This is a genomic window from Dermatophilus sp. B7861-1 (assembly GCF_058996045.1).
The window spans coordinates 1905342-1924538 of record NZ_CM180082.1; the positions used below are offsets into that span (position 1 = coordinate 1905342).

Below are 19197 nucleotides of genomic sequence, written 5' to 3' on the forward strand. Positions count from 1 at the left end.
CCTCCTGATACTCGTTTTGGTTGACGACTTATCCGCGGAATTGCGGCTAAGTCCCTGGTGTCGAGAGAACCGCCACCGAGAAAAACCCGGACCGAAGGCGAAACCCCACCATTCCTTCTCTGGCGCACAAACACCGGAAGTTACTGGCGAATAACGACACGCGATTTCCTGCAGCGCACACGCCACAGGTTTAAACATCATAACGCCAGCAGCCACTGCCCCGCGACGCCAGCGCGCTCTCGCACGAGAGCTGTCAGTCCCCAACCCGCCTTCCCATCCACAGACAGCAACTTTCCCCACTCATACATTCACTCCACCAACCACGATCACCTACGTGAGCCTCGACCCCATCACCATCGCCCTCATCGCTCTCACCATTGCCACTGGCCCCGCGGGATGGGGAACCCTTCTCGTTGGCACCGGCGTACGTGTAGTTGGCACTGCCATTGCACGCACCGTCGCCACCCAGGCCGTGAAGTCAGTCGCCACAGGAGCCGCTCGAGGCACTCTCACACGCTTAGCTGGATCCGGTGTAGCCAAAGAACTTGAAGGTGTTGCTGCACGCGCACTAGGCAAACAGGTAACCGCATCAACAAGTCAAGCAGCCGCCATTGGGCAAGGCGCAGCACGCGCAGGCACATCCGCCCGAGCAGGAACAGCTGCTTCCGGGCGACATGCAAAGAAAAACATGGAAAACATGCTTGCGCTGCTTCCCGCTCCGTACCGCATTCCTCTACGTGGATCTACCCATGTTTTACGTGGCTTCGATAAACCCGCACAAAATTGGCTTCCTGGGCATCGAGGCGTAGACCTCGCCGCAGCCGCAGGCGCCCCTGTTCTAGCAGCGAGCAACGGAAAAATTTTTTATGCAGGCAAAATTGCCACAAAATCAACCGTGTCAATCATGCACGCACGAGGCATCCGAACCACCTATGAACCTGTGATCCCCACAGTTAAAACTGGGGACGTCGTCAAAGCAGGTCAAGTCATCGGACACATTGCTCCATTTGCCGCTCACTGCGCACCCAAATCATGCCTGCACTGGGGAGCGATCAAAAACGCTGAATACATCGACCCCCTCACCCTCATCGGCGAGGTTCGCCTCCTACCGTTACGTTGAACAATTCATTCTCACGCCCGCGGATGCGCCTGCTCGAAAACAGCCCGCAGACGAGCCGTGGACACATGCGTATAAATCTGAGTAGTGGCCGGCGAAGCATGACCAAGAAGCTCCTGCACATCACGCAAATCAGCTCCATGATCAAGAAGATGCGTAGCTGCGCTGTGCCGCAAAGCATGGGGCGAAATATCAGGAACCTCAGCCCGTGCCGCCGCTGCATGCACTGCATCACGTATCTGTCGCACCCCCCAACGGCCTCCGCGTGCGCCCAAAAATAAAGCTGCCCCGCTTTCCTTACTCACCAAGTGCGAGCGCATAGAAAGCCACCGACGCAACGCCTGTGCTGCAGGTTCACCAAAAATAACTTTGCGCTGTTTGTTTCCTTTACCAACAACCACAGCAGTACGTGACTCAAGATCAACATCGTCAATATCAAGTCCAGACAACTCCTGAACCCGAACACCGGTGGCATAAAGCATTTCAAGCGCAGCAGCATCTCGAGAACGGAGCGCTTTAGCCCGCACGGCTGCCGACTTATTTGTGTCATTAGACTCAGTCGTCAGGAGCCTGATGGCCTGACGTTCTTTGAGAACCTTGGGCAAGTGCTGTGATCGACGTGGGCTACGGATCCGTAGAGTCGGGTCAATCTGCACTACACCTGCATCACGAGCCCACCGGAAAAAGTTACGCAATACCGTAATTCGGCGGGCGAGAGTAGCTCGTGATTTTCCTTGTTCAGCTGCTTGAGCTAACCAACTTCGTACGTCATCAACATCAATATCTTCAACTGACTTATGTCCTCGTTGCGCTGCATGGCGCATCGCGGAACGAAGATCCGTGTCATATGCGCGCAACGTATGTGGGGATCGTTCTTTGCCACGATGGTGTTTAAGAAAGCCGAGAAAATCTGCCACGATCTCCTGCGTTCGACCCTCGAGGCTCTTCTCAGCTGTGCCGCGACTACTCGAGTCGCTAGTCGGTTCAGTCACCACTTCACGATGCACAGCGGGTCCACCCAGCGCAAGAAAGCTAGGCGGACCCGCTAGATATTCACGGTTTTTCGAGCTATCCGATACTTCGACTGCCTGGCGGGCGGCGCCATTGACCGTTGCTGTTTATGGCGAATCCTTCCAGTTCAAGTCGCCCCAAACTCGTAAGAACCTCGCGCGTTCCCATACCGACAATGGTGGCGATCTTGCCCACGCTTCGCGGGCGCGCCGACAGCGCATCGTGTACTGCTGCATCTGATGCATCCAGTGAGTCAATGACCGTAGAAGGAGCTAGCTTTTCTGCTGCAGCCTGCTCCCCCACTGGACTAATCAGTTCGAGCACCTCATCCACATCGGTGACGAGAGTGGCCATGCCATCACGAATCATTACGTGACATCCCGCCGAGGCCATCGAAGTCACCGGCCCAGGGAACGCCATGACGACACGCCCCAAGGAAGCAGCAGTACCTGCGGTGTTTCGCGACCCAGACCGTAGCCCTGCTTCGACAACTACTGTGCCCGCTGAGACAGCCGCGATAAGGCGATTACGTTGCAGGAAGCGACTTCTTAATGCAGCGCTACCTGGAGCGACCTCGCTAAGAATGAGTCCGGTCTGCGCAATCTCGGCCAGCATCTGTGCATTAGCTGCCGGATACTGTTTGTCGATACCGCAGGCCAACACCGCAACTGTTGTTCCGTGTGCTGCAAGCGCACCGTGATGTGCTGCAGCATCGATTCCGTATGCTGCACCGCTAACCACAGCACGACCGCGCTCAGCCAGAGACCAGGCCAGATCGCCCGACTGATTTATCCCGTAATCCGTAGAGTTGCGTGCGCCCACAATAGCCACAGATCCGCTGCATACCTCAGCTGCTTGTCGGGGTCCTCGTGCCCACAAAGCAACGGGAGGCACCTCCAAGTCAGCAAGACCGCTTGGCCACTCATCATCACTAGGAACAATGAGACGTGCACCGTACCTGCGCGCAATATCGAAATCCCTGAGAACATTCAGGTCAGCGAGCCGAGGAGTGAATTGTTGAACTACTTCCTCATGACGCGTAGCCACAGCAGCAAGCGCCTGTACGGGGCCGAGCAGCTGAATCAAAGCATGCGCCCATACATTCCCCGGTTCTGCCAAACGAGTCCACGCAGCTCGCGCCATACGATCCAGCCCAGCTTCGGGTGAGCCAGTTGCCGTGAAATCCGTAACTGTGTCGACGCCAAGAACTCGATCTGCAATACCTTCAGCATCCAAGGGTGCTTGCACTCTCTCTAGAGAGGCTCGTTTAGAACTCTTCATGCAGCTGCCCCCAGACGCGAACGTAGACCGAGTGCTAATCCAACGTCTTCACGGGTTGGGCGATCTTTTACGCTCAAATCAGCCACAGTCCAAGCCAAGCGCAGAACGCGGTCATACCCCCGTAATGTGAGAGCCCCCCGGTCAAGTGCGCGGTCAATGTCACTGGTAGCAGCGGCAGGTAGCTGAAACTCTCCGTCACGCAGACGTGGCCCAGGCACATGCGCGTTAAGGCTCCACGGTTGTTTTTCCCATCGATGGTTTTGTCTTTCTCGTGCTCTCTTCACTCGCTGCGCAATCACCGCTGAGCTCTCTGCTCGTGGCGCTCGTAGCGCTGCTCTGGAGACGCGTTGTACCTGAAGCTGCACATCGACACGGTCCAACAGCGGGCCCGCCAGACGACCTAAATAGTCACGTTGTGTCTTCGAAGAACAGCGACACTGAGCACCTTTACCGAAGGCGTTCCCACACGGGCATGGGTTAGCGGCAAGGACGAGCTGGAAACGTGCTGGGAACCTCGCTGAACCACGGGCTCGGGCAACAACAATCTCGCCAGATTCCAAGGGTTGCCTAAGTGCCTGTAACACTGAGGGCTTGAATTCAGGTGCTTCATCGAGAAAAAGAACCCCATTGTGAGCTAACGAAACTAGCCCCGGACGGACGGCACCTGCGCTGCCGCCGCCTCCGATGAGAGCAGTCGCCGAGGCTCCGTGGTGAGGAGCTACAAAAGGTGCTCGTTTGACCAAACCAGCATTATCAAGCTTGGCCAACACACTGTGCACAACCGTTGACTCCAATGCCTGAGCATCGCTCAGAGGTGGTAACAAACCAGTAAGACACTCTGCGAGCAAAGTTTTTCCTGCTCCAGGAGGACCAACAAGAGCCATATGGTGCCCGCCTGCCGCAGCAACTTCTAGGGCAAAACGAGCTTCTTCCTGGCCAGCAACATCAGACATATCTCTGATAACAGGTACAGGTGCACTGCTGAGCTCAGTTTGCACAGGCGAAAATCCAACTTGGGCGCATGCATCATTGCCTGTACGCCCAACGAGATGGAATTTCACCGCCTCAGCAAGACTGCTCACCGCGAATACACGCGCTTCACTAACCAGAGCAGCTTCAGCAGCGTTCGCTGGCGGAACAAGCACCGTAGTGCACCCCTGCGAGACGGCTTCCAGCACGAGAGGAAGCACCCCTGATATGGGTTTCAATGACCCATCAAGACCAAGTTCTCCGATATGAAGAACTCGATCAATGGTTTCGGGCGGTAGCGCCTCCTGCGAAGCCAATACAGCCATGGCAATTGCCAAATCAAAACCAGCCCCGGTTTTGGGCAGTGACGCGGGGGAAAGGTTCACAACTACTCGACAATCCAAGCGAGGAAACCCCGAATGGATAACGGCAGCCTTGACCCGTTCAGTAGCTTGGCGGCAAGCAGCATCCGGCATGCCACTGACTAAAAAAGTTGGAAGACCTGGCGAAACATCCGCCTCGACCTGAACCAAAGCCCCAGAAAGCCCAAACAGCGTCGCTGCACACGTTCTTCCTAGGCCAGTCATGACACACCAACCAGGTGTTCGATACGCGCAGGACCTGAATCATTCATCCAAATCGCAACGACATCGATGCGTACCGAGCTAATAAAACGACGAGTGCCTCGACCACTCGGATGCTCTGTAAACCAGGCTGACGCTAAACGCCTAAGCCGAGTGAGCTTTTCTGCGTTTACGGCCTCAATCGGCGAACCGAACCGCGTACTTCGCCGTGTCTTTACTTCAACGATGACAAGCGTTTTGCCATCGATCGCGACGACATCAACCTCACCGGCACTGCATCTCCAGTTACGCGCCAGAATTTCCATGCCTGCAGACACCAGGCGCTGGACCGCGAGCTCTTCACCGTAAGCCCCCAATGCCCGCCTACTGCGGGCAGCGATTGATCCCATGTGGATCACCTCCACCTGACAGCCTCACGACTCAGGCAGTGGTTTCGCTGACCTCAGATGTGCTTTGGGGACAGGTGAACAGGTTGGGGACAAGGACCCCGTGAAACGAGTTCAGGCGCCGAAATCTTCGTCTGCGATTTCGAGGTCATTCTTTGCGAGTTCCTCAATGTTCACGTCTTTAAACGTCACTACACGGACGTTTTTGACGAACCGTGCCGGGCGGTAAACGTCCCACACCCATGCATCGCTCATCGAGACATCGAAATAAACCTCGCCACCATCGCTACGTACTTTCACATCCACCGAGTTACACAAGTAAAAACGACGCTCGGTTTCCACGACGTGGGAAAACAGCCCGACAACGTCCCTGTATTCACGGTAGAGCTGCAGCTCCATGTCGGTCTCATACTTCTCGAGATCCTCGGCGCTCATGCGCACTCACCTTTCTTCACGTGTGATCCGGCGACTGTGCGCCCCGCTGTGGGAGTGTGCCACACCCAGCAACGCTGGTCTGCGCTTCAGGCACGACTGCCACATCTGATCCCACCACACCTGTGGGACATGTGCCCAGGTTCCACGAACGCCTGTGCTCCTCAGAGACACCCATGCGACCCAACGCAGCTCGATGCGCCGCACTGGCATACCCCTTATTCACATCCCAGCCATACACAGGATGTTTGGCAGAACGCTCAACCATGATGCCGTCACGCTCTACCTTGGCCAACACGCTTGCAGCGGCCACTGAAGAGCACGTCCGATCCCCTTTCACCACCGTCACAACCGGGGGCACACCTGACCTACATGCGCTGGCATCCTCAACATCTGCAGGAAGCGCAGAAAAAAGACCCACGGTAGAAGGATCAGTCAACCAGTCGTGCTTGCCGTCCAGAATCACCAAATCCGGATTCACGCCACAAGCAGCAAGTGCTCGCCGACCAGCTAGCCGCAACGCAGCCATGATCCCATGCTCATCTATCTCTTCTGGCTCTGCATGCCCTACTGCCCATGCACAAGCCCAACGGTGAATAGGTTCGACAAGGCGTTCACGAACCGTTGGAGAAATGAGCTTGGAATCACGCAAACCAACCGGAGCGCTGCGTGTATTGGCGTCTACGACACACACACCAACGCTGACCGGACCAGCCAAAGCGCCGCGACCGACCTCATCCATCCCAGCAACGAGCGCAGCACCCTGCCTCATCTGCGCTCGTTCGAGACGCAACGTAGGAGCCGCCGAAGTCAGCTTTGTCACCGTACGGCGGAAGCATGCGGGGTGCTTCCGTTACCCAGCGGGGCGCTATGCGACCCCTTCTCTTCCTTCACCGCAGATGATCTTTTTGACGGATTTTGTGATGCGTTAGGCACTTTCGAGAAAACTTGCGGATAATCGCTCAACCACGTTGCACGGTTCAGCGGCCAGATCACAGCAAATGCCCGGCCCACAACATTAGCGATCGGCACAGACCCTTCCGTCCCATTACTCGAAGGCTTGTCATGGAACCGTGAGTCACTCGAATGGTCACGATTATCGCCCATCACCCACAATTTTCCAGGCGGAACAGTGATGTTAAAGGTGACACTACTCGGCGGCGTACCAGGGAAAACGTACGGTTCGTCGATCGGTTGACCATTAACAGTCAACTTTCCATCTGCTGTGCAGCACTCCACATGATCGCCAGGAAGCCCCACGACCCGCTTGATCAGGTGATTCCCTTCATCCTCAGGAAGAACCCCAACCCAACTGAGTACCTTTGCCACCCCAGAACGTGGACGCGGCATCGATGGCGGCAACCAGCCACCGGGATCCTCGAACACCACGATGTCGCCACGCTTGATATCAAAAAGGTCCGGCGTCAGCTTCGAGACCACCACACGATCATCCTCAATCAAGGTGTTACGCATGGATCCAGAAGGGATATAGAAAGACTGCAGTAACCACGTCTTCACGATGAACGAGATGATCAAGGCAAATACGACAATGATCACTAGTTCACGCACAAACGCCCACATTGACCCCAGCACACTCGTGCTGTTGCCTCCGCCAGGAGACGACGAACGGTTTGGCCTACGCCGAAAACCGCGGTTATCCCCTCGCGTGCCGGTCTCGCCACCATGTTCTGGCGAATTGTGCGTATTACTCATCGTCGTTGTGTCCCCGATCTGCGCCCATCGACGCAATTGGCCTGCTGGAACCGTACCCCGTATATCTGTGGGCAGCCCACGAAGCCGCAGATAAACACCTGCATTGATGTCTCTAGCAGTAAACGAAGATCCCGCCTAAAGGGTTCACGGCCGGGCATGCAATGGGGCCGCGAGCGAAACCTCGCCCGCGGCCCCCTCACCTAAAACCTGTCAGCGCGTGATCAACGCTTCTCGCGGATCTTAGCTGCCTTACCGTGCAGGTTACGCAGGTAGTACAGCTTGGCGCGACGCACGATACCGCGGGAGACAACCTCGATCTTCTCCACGATAGGAGTGTGGACCGGGAAAGTACGCTCCACACCAACACCGAAGCTGACCTTACGAACGGTGTAGGTCTCGCGAACACCAGCACCGTGGCGACGGATCACAACGCCCTGGAACACCTGGACACGAGTACGGTTACCTTCAACAACCTTCACGTGAACCTTGACTGTGTCACCGGCGCGGAACTCCGGGATGTCATCACGAAGGCTGGCGGCATCAACTACATCGAGCTTCTGCATCAAATTCTCCTCGCTGCACCGCAGGCTGCAGCAGTTCTCACAAGGCCACAAAGACCTCAATAAACAGATTGGTGGGAAGCGTCCCAGCCTCATGGGTATCCGCAGTCACGATGTGACCCGTACCCCACTCCCCCTGCGGCAGGGGCTTTGAGACGCTCTACAGGAAACAAGTTTGCCAGACGAGCCACTCCTCGGAAAATCGCGAAGCTACTCGAGCAAGGTTTCGCCAATATAACCGCCCTTTTTGCATCCAGGCGGGATAACAAAAACAGCAGAACCGATCGGCGTAGTCCACGTATTCAACAAATCTGCCTCATCCAAACGGCGCTGGATAGGAACGAACTGCGCATCGACATCTGCGGCGTAGGCAACAAAAATAAGCCCAGCATCCGTACCAATTCCAGAAGCATCCTTCTGCCCTGCCAACACTGGGACCTCATAGCTATAACCACGACGCACAATTTTGTGACGTGGATCACCACTGCGGGCCCGGCGCATATGCGCGAACTGCGAGATAACAGGAAACCCACTCTCAGTAACAGCCGAGAAATCTGGCTCATCCTGCTCATGCTTGCCCGTCAAAGGCGCACCATTATCGATACGACGACCAATACTGTGCTCCCGGGCCGCAGGATCAACCTCATCCCACGTATCCAAATCCATGCGGATACGACGAATAACAACGCCCGTCCCACCCGCAAACGGACCTGTTGGGATCCACACCTGACGCGCAAACTCAGGTGTTCCCGCAGAAGCATTCACCGTGCCGTCGACCTGACCGAACAAGTTACGCATCGTCGTACCAGGTGCCAGCGTGTCACGCGCATGCCGAAACCCCGGTTGAATCCACTTCACTGTCGCAAAACTCCGTGTGTCTTTCAGGAGCATGCGCGTGGCGTGCGAAAGAGCCGTCGGGTCATCAGACCCAATCGTGAGAAAAAGATCCCCACCGCTCCACTCAGGTTCAAGCCGATCCACCTTGAACTTCGGCAAAGGACGCAACCAACCAGGCCCCTGCCCTCCAGCGCGGCGCACAAACTCAGGACCAAACCCGAACGTCACTGACAACCGCGAAGGAAAGGCAGCTAATTCCGGCTCACTGTCAGCTAACGCACCTCGCCCTGCCATAAGACGAGCCGCATCATCCGTCAGGATGCGCATGAGACGGCGCAACCCTTCCTTATCAATGTCGTCATCGAGTTCAAGCGCCACAAAATTGGCATGAGCCTGTGCCGGAGTATCCACTCCCGGCTGATGCTCGCCATAAAACGCAATCGTGTCCCCTCCATGCGGGGTATCAGTAGCAGGGGTGGCCTGGTCTGGGCGACTATCTGCCCGCTGTCCCCCTGCCTCAGCTCGGGCAAGCCCAGCAAGCCCAAAAGCTGTCGCCGCCCCCCACCCGGCGATCGCTCCCGTTGAGAGGAACGAACGCCGGGAAGGAGTCACACCAAACTCTTCGTCCGTCACGAATGCGCCGCCGAGGAAGTAGCTTTCCCAGAGCCGTGCATGTGGTCATGGCCCTCATGCTTGCCATGGTCATGGTCGCTGTGGTCATGACCGCCATGGTCGTGGTCGTTCGGGGACGCCTTGCCGTGGTCATAGTTCTCATTCGCGCCGCTGAAATCCTTCACTGGCGCAGCAACTTTGAAAGAACTGCCATCACTGGTCGTTGCAGTGAACTCGACCTGTTCACCTGCCTTCAACTCCCCCTTCAATCCCATCAACATGATGTGGTCACCACCGGGTTTGAGCTCATGCTGACCATGCGCAGGAATCTTAAAACCGCCCTTGACCTCACTCATCACCATGGCGCCCGAAGCGTCCTTCTTCGTCTCATGCATTTGCACTGACCCAGCTGCAGGGCTACTCACCGCAGTGATGGTGATGTCCTTATCGCTGTTGTTGGCAAGCGTTCCAAAAAGAGCCGAATTTCCCGAAGCTGCCGCTTTCACCCATGGATCGTGCGCGTTGATGGGGCTGGACTCGTTTGCCTGCGTCGTTTGCGCAGCACCGTGATTGGATCCATGGTCGCCACCACCTCCACATGCCGTAAGAAGCAACGCAGCAGCCAGGACCGCGATGGTAGTAGCTCCACGTCGAGAAAATTTGCGCGAACGAGACAAAGAAAAAGTAGTCATGAACTGTGCCTTTCTGGCTGGTCAAAGAGGTTCATCTCTTGACCGGGGACCTCAGCCCCCGAGGGAATGTGCAGTGATTTGCATATCGAGAGGCCTTATACGAAGCCTCTCTTTTCCCACACAGATCGGCGGACCACGACGAACAAGACACGCAGCCAAGTACTCCCGCAGCATCACGGCTTTGACCGCGGCAGTACCCACTGCCACACGCGCAGCCGCCGGCGTTAACACTGGGCACGCAACGCACAGCACCGGACGCAACGCGTCAAGAACAGAGCCACCCAACTCCAGCAAACGAATCAACAACTCTTCGCCGCTGCGGACCAACACCACACATACCGCAGCAGCAAACACATGCCCAGCCACCATCAACGGCGACATGGACATAACGCCCCAAACATCCCCCGAGCTGGGGACAACAGCACCATGATGCAGCTGCCCCCGTAACGCAGCCGCACCAGAACCATTACGCGTCAAAGCACACAAAGCATGAAGATCCGCGGCTTTCATCCACGCTGACGCTGCATAACCCTTCCCAGCAGCACCAGCCTCATGAGCAGCGCGTATTAGCGCACCCAACTCAAAAAACAGGTGAAAAGCGAATTGGCTCACCAGCACCGGAACAGCAACACTCCACCACGCACGCCACCGTCCCACCAGCGGCATAGCAATAAGGAAACCGCACATCCATGTCACCACCACCACGAGCACAGGCGGCACGCCACCCCCAGCAAATGCGTGCATAAACAACGCCATAAACGTGGTCGACGAAGCCACACCACACGCTCGCAGCGCACGCGCAGGGACAGCCCAAGTCATAAGCGCATTCTGTCAGGTGTGCGCTACACCTCACCAGCGCATCACTTCAGCTTGCATGTGAGGCAGGCCACTACGGAATCACCGCGCCACGAACCTACTCATCAACAAATGATTAGACCAAGCGGACATTATGCTGATTTTCGTGAAAGACCCCACCACTCCCATCACTGTCGCCGTCGTCAACGACTACCCCATCGTTGTCGCGGGCGTAGCCCACTTACTCGCCAGTGACCCGCGCATCACAGTGGTCGAACACGCCACCAACACCACTCCCCGCTCCCGGGTCGACATTGCCCTCTTCGACACCTTCGCAGCCGGAAACCATATCGAAAACGACGTTATCCCCCTTCTCGAAGCCCCCTACATCGGCAAAGTCATCATTTACTCCTGGGACCCACAAGACGCCCACGCCCGCCAAGCCTTAGCCCTAGGCGCCGCAGGATTCCTTGACAAACGCATAAGCGCTGAACAGCTCGCCGACGCACTCATCAGCATTCACACGGGCGAACACACCCACGTCCAAGACCCCGACCACACAACACCTGTCATCAAGAAATGGCCAGGTCAAACAGCTGGCCTTTCTCCCCGAGAAGCAGAAGTAGTAGCCCTGATCACCCAAGGGTTCACCAACGACCAAATCGCTCAATCCTGTTACTTATCCATCAACTCAGTGAAGTCCTACATCCGATCCGCATACCGAAAAATGGGCGTAGAGCGTCGTTCACAAGCCGTGTTGTGGGGAATCCAAAACGGCATGCAGCCGCAGAGCACACGAACCAGCATCTGAAGCCAAATCATTTGCTAAACAGAAAGACTCACCCCCCAAGAAGGTAGAAAGACACCAACTATCTCGCCAGGATCGAGATATGAGCGACCTCTACGCCATCGACAAAACCGCCCGCCAACTCGCCTCCCCCGACGGCGGTTTTCCCGCCCAAGAGCAGCAACACCCCGGACACACCAAAGCAATGACCCCTCTGCCCGACCACGGCGAAAAAACCTGGGTCGGTCATGGAAGGCTCACTGGGCTCAAAGCCCTCATTACTGGCGGCGACTCAGGCATCGGCCGAGCCGTAGCAATTGCATTCGCTCGCGAAGGCGCCGACATAGCCATCAACTACCTCCCCAGCGAAGAAGAAGACGCCCAGGATGTCCGCACCTGGGTCGAGCGCGAAAACCGCACCTGCACCCTCCTGCCAGGAGACATCCAAGACGAAAGCACCGCACGCCGCATCGTCGAAGACGCAGCAGCCCAACTCAACGGCCTAGACATCGTCGTCAACAACGCTGGATTCCAATGGGCACGTCGTGAAGAAGGGCTACCTTCGGTCACTACCGGCGAACTCGATCAAGTAATGAAAACCAATCTCTACGCCCTATTCTGGATCTGCCAGCAAGCCCTCCCCCACCTCAGCCACGGCGCAAGCATCATCAACGTCAGCTCTATCCAGGCATACGACCCATCTGTATCTCTCATCGACTACGCAGCAACCAAAGCTGCCATTAACAACTTCACCGCCAATCTCGCCGCCGAACTCGGCCCCCGCGGAATCCGTGTCAACGCCGTCGCTCCTGGACCCATCTGGACACCACTACAACCAGCAACTAAGGGCGGAGACTCCATGCCAACCTTCGGCACAGACACCCCTCTAGGTCGAGGCGGACAACCCGTAGAGTGTGCCGGCGCTTTCGTCTTCCTGGCCAGCCCCGCCGAAGCGTCCTACGTCACTGGCACCGTCATCGGAGTCACCGGCGGAAAACCCATCTTCTAAACCCGAAAAACAAGCGTGTGGCTAATCCTCTCCAGCATTCGCCACACGCTTGTTCCCTACTTCTTACGACTCCACTCTCCTGCCCTGCGCCCCGGACGATACCCACAAGCCCGCATAAAAGCAGAGACCCTCTGGCCATCTTCCACCTGATCAGGCAAACGCACAGGCAAACGTCGACCATCACCACCAGTAGCCACCTGCAAAAGAGCCCTGCCGATCCCGCGCCGAACCAGGTCAGGAACCACTGCCAACACCTCAATTTCCCGCGCTACAGCCACACCCGCCTCATCACACACACGCTGATGCCGCACCATCCCCACCAAACGACCACCAAGGCGACACACATGCGTCACTGCTCCACCCTGACCATCAACCAAAGAATCCGCCTTTGAAGGCGCAACCGCTTTGACCAACGTAAACAACTCACCCGCATCCCCAGGAACAGCAACACTAATTGCTGCCTCCAAACCACCAGCAACTACCTCTGGCACCGCAGAAGCCGGCAACAAATCCGGGCGACGCAACCACGTACGCATCAAACGCTGCTCATGCCGCCACTGCGCAATACGGTCATGATCACCAGAAAGCAACACATCAGGAACAGTCATGCCACGCCACGTTGCCGGCTTCGTATACACCGGATACTCAAGCAACCCATCCTCATGCGACTCCTCCACCAAAGACTCAGCATTACCCACCACACCAGGCAACAACCGCACCACTGCCTCTGTCATCGTCAGCACTGCCACTTCACCACCATTGAGGACATAATCCCCCAACGACACAATGTCCACCCGACCATCAAAGGCACCCCGCGCATACTCATACACACGCTCATCGATGCCCTCATAACGCCCACACGCAAAAACCAAATGATCCTCGCCGGCCAACTCATGAGCCAAAGCCTGCGAAAAAGGAACACCACCAGGACCAGGAACGATCAACCGAGGACGCTTACCCTCCCCGTCAGCTGAGGCCGCCTCAGCAAGAACCCGGTCCAAAGCCTGACCCCACACATCCGGCTTCATCACCATCCCAGCACCACCCCCATAAGGAGTGTCATCAACGGTGTGATGCCGATCAGTAGTCACCTCCCGTAAATCATGGGCCCGCAGATCTACCAAACCCTCACGCTGCGCCTTACCAATCAACGACAAATCAAGCGGTGCCAAGTACTCCGGAAAAATCGTCACGACATCAATACGCACTACTACTCCCCATCCTGCTCACGCCCTAGCTCCAACAACCCCACAGGCGGATCAATCACCACACGACCACCCGCCAAGTCCACCTCTGGCACAAGCTCATCAACAAACGGAACCAATGCTTGCCCACCGTCACCCAACGAGACCTCTAACAAATCCTGCGCCGGACGCGTATAAAGCGCACTGACCACCCCAACCCGCTCACCGCTGACAGTCTCTACCGCCAGCCCCAGCAAATCTGCCTCATAAAAACCATCCTCCACACCTTCATCCACCTCATCTTCGCCTTCTACCCCGGCTTCGACGAACAGCCGTACATCACGCAACAACTCCACGGCGCTACGGTCAGCTGCCTCCTCAAAACCCAGCAGCCAAATCCCCTTGTGCACTCGCGCGCTACGTACCGTCAGCGGCCCCGCACCTACCGGCTCCGTCACAAACTTCGCCCCAGGCACAAAACGTTCTTCCGGTGAGTCCGTAAACAACTGCACCGTCGCCTCACCCCGCAAACCATGCGGTTTACCAATTCGCGCCACCCGAACCTGCATACCTGCCCGCCTCCCTCAACAACAACCCTTGCACTACGACGACGGCGCCCCCGCAAACGCGGGAGCGCCGTCAATCAAACGTCTACAACTCAGGACTCGCGGTCCGTATCAACAATGTCGACACGAACCTGACGGCCACCAGCCAAAGCGGTGACTACCGTACGCAGCGCATTCGCCGTACGACCAGAACGGCCGATAACGCGACCCAAATCCTCGGGATGAACGCGAACCTCGAGCACGTCACCACGACGATTAGGGCGCTTACGAACCACGACGTCCTCGTCGTTCTCGACGATGCCCTTGACTAGGTGTTCGAGGGCCTCCTCAAGCACGATCAGGCCTCGTCCTTCTCAGCTTCTTCGGCCGGAGCCTCATCCTGAGCAGGCTCCGCAGCAGCAGCGGCTTCCTTCTCAGCACGCAGCTCAGACTTCTTCTTCGGAGGGTTCTTCGCGAACTTCTCGTCAGCCTGGTCAGCAGCAGCAAGAGCAGCTTCGTAAAGCTCCTTCTTCGAGGGCTTCGGCTCAGCCGTCTTGTAGGTGCCCTCAGCACCTTCCTCACCCTTGAACTTCTGCCAGTCACCAGTGACCTTCAGCAGGGCCTCAACCTGCTCCGTCGGCTTAGCGCCAACGCCCAGCCAGTACTGCGCGCGCTCAGAATCGATCTCAATCACAGAAGGCTGCTTCGTGGGGTGGTAAACACCGATCTCCTCGATCGCGCGACCATCACGCTTAGTGCGCGAGTCCATGACTACAACGCGGTAGAACGGGGTGCGGATCTTACCCATACGCTTCAAACGGATCTTGACTGCCACGAGGGTGCCACTTCCTTAACTCTCTCGTGAGGCACGGCGAGACCGGACCAGAATAAATCCGGGGTATCGCGCCTCGGGTGTAGGCGCCCGAAATCCCGGCGCAGTCGATCCGAATATCACACCACAGCGCGAAACGGAGAGCGGCCTGGACCGGGCGGGTACAGCCCACCATTCTGCCAGACAAAAGACCCAACCAACACATCACTAAACCACGACATGCCAAAACTCCACTTAACCAGGGCAAACCCCCCTAACCGCAGCATGCGCATCAGAACGCGCACGCAAAGCCAAAGCCACCACACGATGCCGCCCCACCGGCGCAACGTCACCAGCAACAGTCAGCTCAGCACCCACATCAGCACCCGCCGACCTCATCGCCTCCTCGACACGACGCACCTGCCCCTCATCAGTAGGACGAGGCAGCTCAATCACCGCCCCCCGAGTACCTCTCAACAACGCACCTAACCCCTCATCCCCCAACGCTTCGACCACCCCTGCAGCAATAAAAGGCACCTCCAACTGCACCGCCAACTCAACCCCCGCATCCCCCCACTGCGGACCAACCACAACCACCGGAGACGGCACCGACCCCACCGAAAACGGCACCGCAGGCCACTCTTCAACCGTCATCCCATACGTCTCATGATCCCGCCACGCATGCACATCACGCTCATCCCCCAACCACAAATACGCAGGCCAAAACCCCCTCCGCCGAAACCCTACCGACCGCAACAAACCAGCCGAACGCACATTCCCCGGCTGCACAGACGCCTCCACCCGATGCGAACCCATCCCCAAAGGTTCTGCCTCAAACGCCACATCAACAACCAACCGAAACCCCTCAGCAAACAACCCCCTGCCCTGATACGGGTCATAAGCGTTGTACCCCACCGCAGCACTCATCGCACGACCGCGCACCACCCCCGTCACATTCACCACCCCGACAATGTCATGCCCTGCACCAGCAATCGGCTCCACTGCATGAATCACAAACGTCCGGTGCGCACTCGTCTGAAACCGCAAATGCGTCTCCAAATCCCGCGGATCCACCGGATTCCACACCCGAATCCGATCCGCAGACAACGCCAAAGCACGCCCATACGGCTCAAGATCACCCGCACACACTGGAGCCACCCACACCCGCTCACCCCAAGCAGTCAACGGCTCCCTCACCACACCAGAAACCTCCCGAACAGGCGGCGAAACCCACCCCGGACGATTCGCCGGATGCCCCGACATCACCACACCACCCCACCCAAAACAGTGCAATGCGGCCTCACCGTCACCCGCACATCCTCACGAGGATCATCCAAATAAACAACAAAATCCGCCGGCGCACCCTCCTCAATACCCGGATACCCCAACCACGACCTCGCAGCCCACGACGCAGCACCAACCGCACCAACATTGCCCAGCCGCGTCTTAGCCAACTCAACAACCTCTAACGCCAACAAACCATGCGGCACCCGACCACCAGCATCCGTACCCGCATAAATCGGCACCCCCGCCTCATGCGCAGCGCTCACCGTCTCATAACGACGTCCATAAAGATCCAACATATGCGCTGCATACGAAGGAAATTTCGCCCGACCGGCCCGAGCAAAATCAGGAAAATTCGCAATATTTACCAACGTCGGCACAATCGCAATACCAGCCCGAGCAAACGCCTCAATCGTGTCAACAACAAGCCCCGTCGCATGCTCAACACAATCAATCCCTGCCGTCACGCAATCACGCAACGACTGCTCAGCAAAACAATGCGCCGTCACCCGCGCACCCTCCGCATGAGCCACCTCCACAGCCTCACCAAGCACCTCTACAGGCCAACACGGCGACAAATCACCCCGCTGACGATCAATCCAATCCCCCACCAACTTCACCCACCCATCGCCACGACGCGCCTCACCACGAACACACTCCACCAACAACTCCGGCTCTACCTCATGCGCATAATTGCGGATATACCGCTTCGTCCGCGCAATATGACGCCCCGCCCGAACAATCCGAGGCACATCACCACGCTCATCCAACCACCGCGTATCCGCAGGGCTACCCGCATCCCGAATGAGCAACACCCCCGCATCACGCTCGGCCAACGCATGCTCTAGCGCCCGCCCCCGCTCAACCGCCCCCTGCGACTCCAACCCCACATGACAATGCGCGTCCACCAAGCCAGGCAATACATGCCCTGAAATACGCTCCACCTCCACCCCCACAGGCCGCGTAAACGTAATACGCCCACCAACCACCCACACCTCATCACGCACATCATCTGCCGAAACATTAATACGCCCCGTCAGATGAAGAGCTCGCCCCCGCCACTCCTGTCCCACACCACGCATGCTCATACAACGAAACTACCGCCACCCAACACCACTCGCCCTCTCAACGACGCGCAGCCTCATACCGGCGCAACGCCTCAGCACGCTCCTGCGCATGATCCACCACCGGCAACGGATAGCCACACGCATACCCATCCGGCGCCTTCCATGGCATATGCACAGCCCCACCCGACACATGCGCCAACTCAGGAACCCACTGACGCACATACGAACCATCCGGATCGAACTTCTCCCCCTGCCTCACCGGATTAAACACCCGAAAATACGGTGCCGCATCAGTCCCAGTACCAGCAACCCACTGCCAACTATGATTATTTGAAGCAACATCCCCATCACGCAGATGCTCCAAGAAAAAACGCGCACCATAGGGCCACCACACGTGTAAATCCTTCGTCAAGAACGACGCAGTGATCATCCGAACCCGATTGTGCATCCACCCTGTCGCACGCAACTGCCGCATGCCCGCATCCACAATCGGATACCCCGTAACCCCCTCCTTCCACGCCTCAAACAACTCCGCCGTCACCGCGTCTTTCTGCGGATCCGCGTATTCCATCCCAGCCAACCCATCCCCCAGGTCGTGCCACGCCGAATCTGGGTTATGCCACAACACATCCGCATAAAACTCACGCCACGCAAGCTCCTTCACAAAGGTCCTCACACCCTCACTACCCGCAGCCGCACAATCAGCCACATCAGCCAGCAACGTCCGCGGATGCACCAAACCAAACTTCAACGGCTCAGACATCCCCGACGTGCCATCAACACCCGGCCTATCCCGCTCATCCCCATACTCAGCAATCCCCTCCTGCAAAAACCCCTGCCACCGCTGCGACCACCCATCCGGATGCGCAACCCCCTCAGGCCCATCCCCATCACCCAACAGCCCTTCATACTCATCCGAATCCAACCGATGCCCTAGATCAAGCCCTCGCGGCACCGGAAAAGGGCGATCCCAACCACAATCCAGCCACGCCGAATGAAAACTCGAAAACACCTTGTACGGCGTACCGTCCTTCTTGCGAACCCTGCCCGGCGAAACCGCATACGGAGTGCCTGTCGCAACCATCGGCACCTCACCCAACGCCTCCAAAACCCGCTTACCACGGACCCTCCCATACGGCGTGGACTCCCCACTCACATGCACACTGCTCGCACCAGCCTCCCGCACCACCTCAGGCACCACCTGCGCCGCATCCCCCACACGCACGCACAACCTGCCCTCATACGATTCCTGCGCCGAAACTAACGCTTCCCTCAGTGCAGCCAACCGAGCAGCACCACATCCCTTGAACAAATGCGGCTCTAAAACAAACAACGGCACAACCACACCACCATCGGTGGCCTCAGCAGCCGCCCCCAAAGCAGGCAAATCCTCAATCCGCAAATCCCGGCGCAACCACAAAACCGACACAGCCATCCCCGAACCCCACTTTCTGAAAAATGCCGTCCGTTCACCCTAAAACGCTCTACCCCAACTAAATAGGCCACACGTAAAGACACCCC

General features: G+C 57.4%; 21 protein-coding genes. 3 read left to right on the forward strand and 18 right to left on the reverse strand.

All coding sequences use genetic code 11. The annotated features are described in order from the left end of the window. The first annotated feature begins 334 nt into the window (after positions 1–334). On the forward strand, positions 335–1120 hold the full coding sequence (locus tag AC2T9U_RS08415) for a M23 family metallopeptidase (protein ID WP_493695801.1): 786 nt from the start codon (positions 335–337) through the stop codon (positions 1118–1120). Between the two features lie 11 nt (positions 1121–1131). Here the strand turns inward: AC2T9U_RS08415 and AC2T9U_RS08420 are convergent, their stop codons facing one another. The 11 genes from AC2T9U_RS08420 to AC2T9U_RS08470 form a co-directional block, all read right to left on the reverse strand. Further along, positions 1132–2109, reverse strand: a complete 978-nt coding sequence (locus tag AC2T9U_RS08420; protein ID WP_493695802.1) for a tyrosine recombinase XerC — start codon at positions 2107–2109, stop codon at positions 1132–1134. Positions 2110–2185: 76 nt separating this feature from the next. Further along, positions 2186–3409 (reverse strand): DNA-processing protein DprA, encoded by a 1224-nt coding sequence (dprA, locus tag AC2T9U_RS08425; protein ID WP_493695803.1) that lies wholly within the window; start codon positions 3407–3409, stop codon positions 2186–2188. Next, complete coding sequence (locus AC2T9U_RS08430) at positions 3406–4965, reverse strand: YifB family Mg chelatase-like AAA ATPase (RefSeq protein ID WP_493695804.1); 1560 nt, start codon at positions 4963–4965, stop codon at positions 3406–3408. The genes dprA and AC2T9U_RS08430 overlap by 4 nt, the downstream gene beginning before the upstream one ends. Beyond that, positions 4962–5351, reverse strand: coding sequence for a YraN family protein (locus AC2T9U_RS08435; protein ID WP_493695805.1), 390 nt, complete (start codon positions 5349–5351; stop codon positions 4962–4964). The genes AC2T9U_RS08430 and AC2T9U_RS08435 overlap by 4 nt, the downstream gene beginning before the upstream one ends. A 111-nt stretch (positions 5352–5462) precedes the next feature. After that, positions 5463–5783 carry a DUF2469 domain-containing protein gene (locus AC2T9U_RS08440; RefSeq protein ID WP_028326990.1) on the reverse strand — a complete coding sequence of 107 codons (321 nt, stop codon included), beginning with the start codon at positions 5781–5783 and terminating at the stop codon, positions 5463–5465. 16 nt (positions 5784–5799) lie between these two features. Then, positions 5800–6594, reverse strand: a complete 795-nt coding sequence (gene rnhB, locus AC2T9U_RS08445) for a ribonuclease HII (RefSeq protein WP_371667478.1) — start codon at positions 6592–6594, stop codon at positions 5800–5802. A 5-nt stretch (positions 6595–6599) separates the two neighbouring features. Next, a complete protein-coding gene (gene lepB, locus AC2T9U_RS08450; RefSeq protein ID WP_493695806.1) occupies positions 6600–7349 on the reverse strand; it encodes a signal peptidase I in 750 nt (249 codons plus the stop codon). A gap of 365 nt (positions 7350–7714) precedes the next feature. Beyond that, positions 7715–8056 (reverse strand): 50S ribosomal protein L19, encoded by a 342-nt coding sequence (gene rplS, locus AC2T9U_RS08455; RefSeq protein WP_028326991.1) that lies wholly within the window; start codon positions 8054–8056, stop codon positions 7715–7717. A gap of 207 nt (positions 8057–8263) precedes the next feature. Next, positions 8264–9523, reverse strand: coding sequence for a Dyp-type peroxidase (locus AC2T9U_RS08460; RefSeq protein WP_258553077.1), 1260 nt, complete (start codon positions 9521–9523; stop codon positions 8264–8266). Continuing rightward, positions 9520–10194 carry a copper chaperone PCu(A)C gene (locus AC2T9U_RS08465; protein WP_115029568.1) on the reverse strand — a complete coding sequence of 225 codons (675 nt, stop codon included), beginning with the start codon at positions 10192–10194 and terminating at the stop codon, positions 9520–9522. Before AC2T9U_RS08465 ends, AC2T9U_RS08460 begins: the two co-directional genes overlap by 4 nt. A gap of 51 nt (positions 10195–10245) precedes the next feature. Beyond that, positions 10246–11013: a hypothetical protein gene (locus AC2T9U_RS08470; RefSeq protein WP_493695807.1), complete on the reverse strand. Its 768-nt coding sequence runs from the start codon at positions 11011–11013 to the stop codon at positions 10246–10248. A 130-nt stretch (positions 11014–11143) separates the two neighbouring features. On the opposite strand from AC2T9U_RS08470, the gene AC2T9U_RS08475 reads away from it, so the two are divergent. Both AC2T9U_RS08475 and AC2T9U_RS08480 read left to right on the forward strand, forming a co-directional pair. Then, on the forward strand, positions 11144–11800 hold the full coding sequence (locus AC2T9U_RS08475) for a response regulator transcription factor (protein ID WP_493695808.1): 657 nt from the start codon (positions 11144–11146) through the stop codon (positions 11798–11800). 79 nt (positions 11801–11879) lie between these two features. Further along, positions 11880–12785: an SDR family oxidoreductase gene (locus tag AC2T9U_RS08480; RefSeq protein WP_493695809.1), complete on the forward strand. Its 906-nt coding sequence runs from the start codon at positions 11880–11882 to the stop codon at positions 12783–12785. Between the two features lie 56 nt (positions 12786–12841). On the opposite strand, the gene trmD is transcribed toward AC2T9U_RS08480, so the two are convergent. From trmD to AC2T9U_RS08515, 7 genes are all read right to left on the reverse strand, one after another. Continuing rightward, complete coding sequence (gene trmD, locus AC2T9U_RS08485) at positions 12842–13993, reverse strand: tRNA (guanosine(37)-N1)-methyltransferase TrmD (RefSeq protein ID WP_493695810.1); 1152 nt, start codon at positions 13991–13993, stop codon at positions 12842–12844. 2 nt (positions 13994–13995) lie between these two features. After that, a complete protein-coding gene (gene rimM / locus AC2T9U_RS08490; RefSeq protein ID WP_115029558.1) occupies positions 13996–14538 on the reverse strand; it encodes a ribosome maturation factor RimM in 543 nt (180 codons plus the stop codon). An 89-nt stretch (positions 14539–14627) separates the two neighbouring features. Further along, the gene (locus AC2T9U_RS08495; RefSeq protein ID WP_028326998.1) at positions 14628–14870 is read right to left on the reverse strand and encodes an RNA-binding protein; all 243 of its coding nucleotides are present in this window, start codon (positions 14868–14870) and stop codon (positions 14628–14630) included. A gap of 2 nt (positions 14871–14872) precedes the next feature. Next, entirely contained in the window at positions 14873–15349 is a 477-nt protein-coding gene (rpsP, locus tag AC2T9U_RS08500; RefSeq protein ID WP_208303080.1) for a 30S ribosomal protein S16, read from the reverse strand. Positions 15350–15580: 231 nt separating this feature from the next. Beyond that, positions 15581–16588: a GNAT family N-acetyltransferase gene (locus tag AC2T9U_RS08505; protein WP_493695811.1), complete on the reverse strand. Its 1008-nt coding sequence runs from the start codon at positions 16586–16588 to the stop codon at positions 15581–15583. Beyond that, a complete protein-coding gene (locus tag AC2T9U_RS08510) occupies positions 16588–17697 on the reverse strand; it encodes an amidohydrolase family protein (protein WP_493695812.1) in 1110 nt (369 codons plus the stop codon). Before AC2T9U_RS08510 ends, AC2T9U_RS08505 begins: the two co-directional genes overlap by 1 nt. A 37-nt stretch (positions 17698–17734) precedes the next feature. Then, a complete protein-coding gene (locus AC2T9U_RS08515; protein WP_493695813.1) occupies positions 17735–19111 on the reverse strand; it encodes a cryptochrome/photolyase family protein in 1377 nt (458 codons plus the stop codon). Positions 19112–19197: the final 86 nt, after the last annotated feature.

Bases quoted from the DNA above. Each gene is read 5' to 3' on its own strand.
- dprA (WP_493695803.1), bottom strand. From the start codon at position 3,409: ATGAAGAGTTCTAAACGAGCCTCTCTAGAGAGAGTGCAAGCACCCTTG.
- AC2T9U_RS08430 (WP_493695804.1), bottom strand. From the start codon at position 4,965: ATGACTGGCCTAGGAAGAACGTGTGCAGCGACGCTGTTTGGGCTTTCT.
- AC2T9U_RS08435 (WP_493695805.1), bottom strand. From the start codon at position 5,351: ATGGGATCAATCGCTGCCCGCAGTAGGCGGGCATTGGGGGCTTACGGT.
- AC2T9U_RS08440 (WP_028326990.1), bottom strand. From the start codon at position 5,783: ATGAGCGCCGAGGATCTCGAGAAGTATGAGACCGACATGGAGCTGCAG.
- rplS (WP_028326991.1), bottom strand. From the start codon at position 8,056: ATGCAGAAGCTCGATGTAGTTGATGCCGCCAGCCTTCGTGATGACATC.
- AC2T9U_RS08465 (WP_115029568.1), bottom strand. From the start codon at position 10,194: ATGACTACTTTTTCTTTGTCTCGTTCGCGCAAATTTTCTCGACGTGGA.
- AC2T9U_RS08470 (WP_493695807.1), bottom strand. From the start codon at position 11,013: ATGACTTGGGCTGTCCCTGCGCGTGCGCTGCGAGCGTGTGGTGTGGCT.
- AC2T9U_RS08475 (WP_493695808.1), top strand. From the start codon at position 11,144: ATGCTGATTTTCGTGAAAGACCCCACCACTCCCATCACTGTCGCCGTC.
- AC2T9U_RS08480 (WP_493695809.1), top strand. From the start codon at position 11,880: ATGAGCGACCTCTACGCCATCGACAAAACCGCCCGCCAACTCGCCTCC.
- rimM (WP_115029558.1), bottom strand. From the start codon at position 14,538: ATGCAGGTTCGGGTGGCGCGAATTGGTAAACCGCATGGTTTGCGGGGT.
- AC2T9U_RS08505 (WP_493695811.1), bottom strand. From the start codon at position 16,588: ATGTCGGGGCATCCGGCGAATCGTCCGGGGTGGGTTTCGCCGCCTGTT.
- AC2T9U_RS08510 (WP_493695812.1), bottom strand. From the start codon at position 17,697: ATGAGCATGCGTGGTGTGGGACAGGAGTGGCGGGGGCGAGCTCTTCAT.
- AC2T9U_RS08515 (WP_493695813.1), bottom strand. From the start codon at position 19,111: ATGGCTGTGTCGGTTTTGTGGTTGCGCCGGGATTTGCGGATTGAGGAT.